We start from the raw sequence: 6,389 nt of genomic DNA, 5'->3' as shown, positions 1-6,389 counted from the left end.
CGCTCCCCGCCCACCCGCGCACCCACCGCCGCCGCTCCGCCCACACCCATCTCCGCCGCTCCACCCGCCGGTGCTCATCGCCGCCACGCCCCACCAGCGCTCCACCGACCCGCGCCCACCGCCGCCACACCCACCGCCGCCACACCCACCGCCGCCACACCCACCGCCGCCACACCCACCGCCGCCACACCCACCGCCGCCACGCCCCCACGCCCACCGGCGCTCCGACGGCCCGCGCTCCCGCCGATGCTCTGCCCACCTGCGTTCCGCCCAGCCCCCTCGCTTCCGACGGATAAAAGGGAAATATCCGGATGAGGCCGGATCACTCGGCGCAGCCGAAGTAGGCGGCGGCCCCGGACCTCTGGGGCGGGGCACGTAGCGCACGGGCCCGGCCCCGGGAGCGGGTTGTCGCGCAACAGGCTCGGCCAAGACGCGCGGGCACGTCGCGCAGCAGGCTCCGCCCAGACGCGCGAGGACATCACGCAGTGGGCTTGACGCCGGGGCGGGGGCACGTCACGCGGCGGCATCTGGGCGCGGGCACGGCGGGTGTGGGATCGGCTTGGCGGCCGGGACAGCCCGGTTGTGGCGTGAGGAGGGTGAGTTGCAGCTGGCTGGGCTTGGAAGGCAAGGACTTGTGCTCGCCTCGTACGGGAAGAGTTAAAGCGCGACCAATTCTCGGACCTTGCTCGGGTCGGGGTTGACCATCGCGGTGCCGGCGGCGATGACCGTCGGGACCGTCTCGTTGCCGTCGGCCACGGCGCGGACCGATGCCGCGCCCTCGGGATCGGCCCAGATGTCGACCCAATGGAGGCGGCGGGCGTCGCGGCCGAGGGATGCACGGAGTCGCATGCAGAACGGGCAGCCGGGTCGCCAGTAGACGATTGCGCGGCCGTCGGCGGCGCTCAGCTGTTTGGCGCGGGCGTCTGTCACCGATTTGGGGAAGGCGCGCGGCGAGACCAGCGCGGCCAGGACGGCGAAGACCAGGAACAGGATCACGGCGGTGCCGGTGTTGCCGGCGACCAGCGATGTGATGCCTAAGAACAGTGCCAGGACGAACATGCCGATCGACAGTCGCCAACGTCGCATCATGGCGAAGACGCTACCTTGTGCGGGCGGCAAGACGCGGCAAGACATCGATGAGGGCGTTAGCCCAGCAGACGCTCGCGCAGGGCCGCGTCCTTGTCGGCCACCAGCTTTTCGAGGCTTGCCTGGAAGGCGGTCATCTTCGCGCGCAACGCCGGGTCGGACGCGCCGAGGATGCGGACCGCCAGCAGGCCGGCGTTTCGGGCGCCGCCGATCGACACGGTCGCCACCGGCACGCCGGCCGGCATCTGGACGATCGACAGCAGCGAGTCCATGCCGTCGAGGTGCTTGAGCGGCACCGGTACGCCGATCACCGGCAGCGGGGTGAGGGCCGCGACCATGCCGGGCAGGTGGGCGGCACCGCCGGCGCCGGCGATGATCGCGCGGATGCCGCGGTCGGCCGCCGACTCGGCGTAGTCGACCATCTTGCGGACCGTGCGGTGGGCCGAGACCACGCCGACCTCGAACGGGACCTCGAACTCGGCGAGCGCGAGAGCGGCCGCCTCCATCGTGGGCCAGTCCGAGTCGCTGCCCATGATGATGCCGACCAGCGGTGCCATTACGCGCCTTCCTGCAGCCATTTCGCGGCGCGGACCGCGCGGGCCCGGACCGAGGTCATGTCGTCGCCGAGCACGGTCACGTGGCCGATCTTGCGGCCGGGGCGGACCTGTTTGCCGTAGAGGTGGACGCGGGCGCCGGGGTCGGTGGCGAACAGGTGGTGCAGCCGCTCATCGATCGAGATGCCGCCGGGCTCGCCGCCGAGGACGTTGGCCATCGCGACGGCGGGGGCGGTCAGCGTCGTCGCGCCCATCGGGTAGTCGAGCACGGCCCGCAGGTGCTGCTCGAACTGGGACGTGCGGGCGCCCTCGATCGTCCAGTGGCCGGAGTTGTGCGGGCGCATGGCGAGCTCGTTGACCAGGATGCCGTCGTCGGTCTCGAACAGCTCGACGGCGAGCAGGCCGACCACGCCTAGCTCGGTCGCCAGGTCGATCGCGAGCTGCTGTGCCTCGAGGGCGCGGGAGTCGGCGAGGCCGGGCGCGGGCGCGAGAACCTCGACGCAGATGCCGTCCCGCTGCACGGTCTCGACCACGGGGTACGCCGCGACCTGCCCGAACGGCGAGCGGGCGACCAGCGCGGCCAGCTCGCGCCGCAGCGGCACCCGCTCCTCGACGATCAGCGGCGTGCCGGTGGCGACCAGCTCGGCGGCCTCCTCTCGGGAGGAGAGCAGCCAGACGCCCCGCCCGTCGTATCCGCCTCGGACGGCCTTGGCCACGACGGGCCAGGCCCCTGCGGCGAAGGCCTCGATCTCTTTCGTTGTGTCCACGCGGCGCCAACGGGGCACGGGCGCGCCCAGCGCGGAGAGCCGCTCCCGCATCTGTCCCTTGTCCTGCGCGAAGACCAGCGCTCTCGACCCCGGGAAGACCTTCACGCCCTCGGCCTCGAGCGCCTCGATGTGCGCGGTCGGCACGTGCTCGTGGTCGAAGGTCAGCGCGTCGCACCCCTTCGCGAACTCACGGAGCGCGGCGAGATCGGTGTGCGTGCCGATGCGCACATCGGCGGCCACCAGGGCGGCGCTGTCGTCGGGCGAGACGCTGAGCACGCGCAGTGACTGGCCGAGGGAGATGGCGGCCTGGTGGGTCATCCGGGCCAACTGGCCGCCGCCCACCATGCCGACTACGGGCAGACCGGTTCGGGTATCCATCGCCCCGCAAGCCTAGCGACACCCCAGCTCAAGCCTCGGTCGACCCCAGCCGCGCGACGAGGGCCTCCGGGGCGTTGACCGGGCGGTCGCAGACAAAACCACGGCAGACGTACGCGGTCGCGCGTCCCTCGAGCAGGGGCCGGTCCGCCAGCAGGGGCACTCCGGGGCGATCCGGCTCGCCGGCGACGATCACGGCGCCGGGCGGGGCATGGCGGTGGGCCAGGGCCACGAGGTCATCTTGCGCTTCGAGAGTGCTCACAGCGATCTCGTACGGGCCGGAGAGCGCCGCCTCGGCCACCGCGGCGGAGTAGCCCGCGAAACGCGGATGGCTCACGATCAGCGGCGCCACCTTCTCCAGCGCGACGTCGGCGGCCTCGCGGTAGGTGGTGTCGCCGGACAGGGCGGTGTAGGCGACCAGCGCCGCGCAGACCGACGAGAAGCCGGCGGGTGTCGCGTTGTCGGTCGGGTCGGCGGGCCGGGTGACCAGGCGTTCCGCGTCGTCGGCGGTGTCGTAGAAGCCGCCCTCACCCGTCCCGAAATGCGCGAGCCCCACGTCGAGCAGTGTTTTGGCCAGGCCGAGCCAGCGCCCGTCGGCGGTGAGCTGGTGCACGGCGAGGAACGCCTCGGCGACGCAGCCGTAGTCCTCCAGCACCCCGGCCGGCTCGCCGGCCACACCATCCCGCGAGACGCGCCGCAGCCGTCCGTCGACCAGGTGCCGGGTGGCGAGCACCTCGGCCAGCTCGATCGCCGCTACCCGGGTGGTGTCGTCGCCGGTCAGCGCGCCGTGTTCGGCCAGCGCGGTCACGGCGAGCCCGTTCCAGGAGGCGACAACCTTGTCGTCGCGGGTCGGCTGAGGTCGGCCCGCGCGAGCTTCAAGCAATTTCTCCCGTACGCGTGACCAGCGCGCGACCAACGACGGCTCGGCGGCGTCGATGTCCCGGGCGAGCACGAGCACGCTGCTGCCGTGCTCGAACGTGCCCTGCTCGGTGACCCGGAACAGGTCGGCCGCCCAGGCGCCGTCCTCCGCCCCCAGAACCTCCGTGAGCTGAGCCGGCGTCCACGCGTAGGTGAGACCCTCCACCCCCGCCGCGTCGGCGTCCAGCGACGAAGCGAGCCCACCGGCCGGGGTGGCCAGGTCGCGCAGCAGGAAGGCGGCGGTCTCGTCGGCGATCCGGCGGGCGAACGGGTCGTCGGTGAGGCGCCACAACTGGGTGTACGCCCGGAGCAGCAGCGCGTTGTCGTAGAGCATCTTCTCGAAGTGCGGCACCGTCCAGTGCGCGTCGACCGAGTAGCGCGCGAACCCGCCCGCGAGCTGGTCGTAGATGCCGCCGCGGCCCATCCGCTCGGCCGCCTCGCGGACCACCTCGAGCGCCTCGGCCGAATCGGTCCGCTGGTGGTGCCGCAGCAGGAACAACAGAATCATGTGCGGCGGGAACTTCGGCGCGCCGCCGAATCCCCCGTACGTCCGATCCTGGTCCTTGAGAAGCGCGGTGACCGCGGCCGCAAGCAGTTCCGCCGAGATCGGCGCGGTCGGCCCACCCACCAACTGGGCGCCACCGATCGCCAGCACCACCGCCGCGCCCTGCTTGACAACCTCGTCGCGCTGGTCGCGCCAGGCCTCGCTCACCGATCCGAGGAGCCGGGCGAACTGCGGCTTCGGGTAGTACGTGCCACAGAAGAACGGATCGCCGTCCGGCGTCGCGAACACGGTCATCGGCCACCCGCCCTGCCCGGTCATGGCCTGCGTGGCGGTCATGTAGACGGCGTCGACGTCGGGCCGCTCCTCCCGATCCACCTTGATCGCGACAAAGCCGTCGTTCATCACCCGGGCGATGCCCTCATCCTCGAAGGACTCGTGCGCCATCACGTGACACCAGTGACAGGCGGCATACCCCACCGAGATCAGCACCGGCACGTCCCGCCGCCTGGCCTCAGCGAACGCCTCGGCCGACCACTCCCACCAGTCGACGGGGTTGTCCTTGTGCTGGAGCAGGTAGGGCGAGGTGGCGCCCGCAAGGCGATTGGCCATACCTCCACCCTCTCACGGCACCGGGAACACTTCTCCGACTAGGCTATCTTCTAAGAGACTTATTCTCGCGCAGGATGATGGAGCCCGCGATGGCGGACGACCTGGACCACCTTCCGGAAACGTTCACCTATCGCGGCGCGCGGGAGGCGGGTGTCCCCAAGCGCCGGTTTTACGCCCTGCGAGACTCCGGCGCGATCGACCAGATTTCCCGCGGCGTCTACCGGCGCACCGGGGCGTCCAGGATCGTCGATCTCGACCGCCTGGAAATCGCCCTGCGCGCCCCGTTGGCCACCCTGTGTCTGACGACGGCGTTGGCCTACCACGACCTCACGGACGCCAACCCGGCCAGCATCGACGTGGCGGTGCCGGCCGGCGCCCATCGCCCGCAGACCACGGCGCCCGTGACCTGGCACCAGTTCGACCGGGCTACGTTCGACCTCGGCCGCACAGAGTTGCCGGTGGATGACACCGTGACCATCGGTCTTTACAGTGCCGTGCGATCCGTCGTCGACGCATTCCGGCTCAGGCACCGAGAAGGCGAGGACCTCGCCTACATCGCGCTTCGCCGCTGGCTGAGACGCCCGGGAAACAGCCCGGCGACGCTGCACGAGATGGCCCGCAACTTCCCCCGAGCCGTCAAGCCGATCACCAAGGCCCTGGAGATTCTTCAATATGACTAGCCGCCCCACACGCGCGACCACCGGCGGCCGCATCTACCTCGACCTACAGAACCTCGCACGCCGCACCCGTCGAACGACCCAAGAACTTCTCCATCTCTACGCACTGGAATGCTTCCTCTCGCGGTTGACGATCTCGCCGCACGCCTCCAGCCTGGTACTCAAGGGCGGTGTCCTGCTCGCGGCCTACGGATCTCGTCGACCCACTCGCGACATCGACTTCCAAGGACAGAGGCTCTCCAACGATCTGTCGAGCATGCTCGCTCTGGTTCGCGACATCGCCGACGTCGAGGCCAACGACGGTCTGCGGTTTCTGCCCGGGACGGCGAACGCCGAGACCATCCGCGAAGGCGACAATTACCAGGGCGTTCGCGTGAGTCTTCGGGCGAGCATCGCGACGGCCGAGATCACCTTCCACGTGGACATCAACGTCGGCGACCCGATCCGGCCGGCTCCTGAGACGGTCGTGCTGCCCGGCCTACTGGGCCGCGACGTGCATCTGCTCGGCTATCCGCTCGCCATGGTGCATGCCGAGAAGATCGTCACCGCCATCGATCGCGGCCAGACCAACACGCGCTGGCGCGATTTCGCCGACGTGCACACGCTGTGCGGCCGCCACCCGATCCGGGGCACGGACCTGCGTGCCTCGCTGACCGGGGTTGCCGCCCATCGAGAGGTCCGCCTGGTCGCGCTGGCAGAGGTCCTGGCTGGATGGTCTGGCGTGGCCCAGCCGAAATGGTTGGCCTGGCGCCGCAAGCAGCAGCTGACCGGCCAACTTCCGGCCACATTCGACGAGGTCCTCGAGCGGGTGATCGGCTTCGCCGACCCGGTGATCCTCGACTGGATCCGGCCCGAGGCGACCTGGGACCCCGGCGCCGGCTCTTGGGCCTAGGCCTTG

The 6,389-nt window shown here is 70.9% G+C and carries 6 protein-coding genes; 2 read left to right on the top strand and 4 right to left on the bottom strand.

The genetic code is table 11. The annotated features are described in order from the left end of the window. Positions 1-657: 657 nt before the first annotated feature. Genes A3CQ_RS0139695 through A3CQ_RS0139680 form a run of 4 tightly spaced genes read right to left on the bottom strand, consistent with a single transcriptional unit; the run spans position 658 to position 4,814 of the window. Positions 658-1,089, bottom strand: coding sequence for a glutaredoxin domain-containing protein (locus A3CQ_RS0139695; RefSeq protein WP_157296893.1), 432 nt, complete (start codon positions 1,087-1,089; stop codon positions 658-660). A gap of 56 nt (positions 1,090-1,145) precedes the next feature. Next, on the bottom strand, positions 1,146-1,643 hold the full coding sequence (purE, locus tag A3CQ_RS0139690; protein WP_020516534.1) for a 5-(carboxyamino)imidazole ribonucleotide mutase: 498 nt from the start codon (positions 1,641-1,643) through the stop codon (positions 1,146-1,148). After that, a complete protein-coding gene (locus A3CQ_RS0139685; RefSeq protein ID WP_026206725.1) occupies positions 1,643-2,785 on the bottom strand; it encodes a 5-(carboxyamino)imidazole ribonucleotide synthase in 1,143 nt (380 codons plus the stop codon). The genes purE and A3CQ_RS0139685 overlap by 1 nt, the downstream gene beginning before the upstream one ends. Before the next feature lie 28 nt (positions 2,786-2,813). After that, complete coding sequence (locus tag A3CQ_RS0139680; RefSeq protein ID WP_020516532.1) at positions 2,814-4,814, bottom strand: thioredoxin domain-containing protein; 2,001 nt, start codon at positions 4,812-4,814, stop codon at positions 2,814-2,816. Between the two features lie 89 nt (positions 4,815-4,903). Here A3CQ_RS0139680 and A3CQ_RS0139675 point away from each other — a divergent pair, with 89 nt between their 5' ends. Both A3CQ_RS0139675 and A3CQ_RS0139670 read left to right on the top strand, forming a co-directional pair. Then, positions 4,904-5,494 carry a type IV toxin-antitoxin system AbiEi family antitoxin domain-containing protein gene (locus tag A3CQ_RS0139675; RefSeq protein WP_020516531.1) on the top strand — a complete coding sequence of 197 codons (591 nt, stop codon included), beginning with the start codon at positions 4,904-4,906 and terminating at the stop codon, positions 5,492-5,494. After that, positions 5,487-6,383, top strand: a complete 897-nt coding sequence (locus tag A3CQ_RS0139670; protein WP_026206724.1) for a nucleotidyl transferase AbiEii/AbiGii toxin family protein — start codon at positions 5,487-5,489, stop codon at positions 6,381-6,383. Before A3CQ_RS0139675 ends, A3CQ_RS0139670 begins: the two co-directional genes overlap by 8 nt. Positions 6,384-6,389: the final 6 nt, after the last annotated feature.

The organism is Paractinoplanes globisporus DSM 43857 (assembly GCF_000379645.1).
In the GTDB taxonomy this organism is placed as follows: domain Bacteria; phylum Actinomycetota; class Actinomycetes; order Mycobacteriales; family Micromonosporaceae; genus Actinoplanes; species Actinoplanes globisporus.
This window is presented reverse-complemented; position numbering and strand designations above follow the sequence as displayed.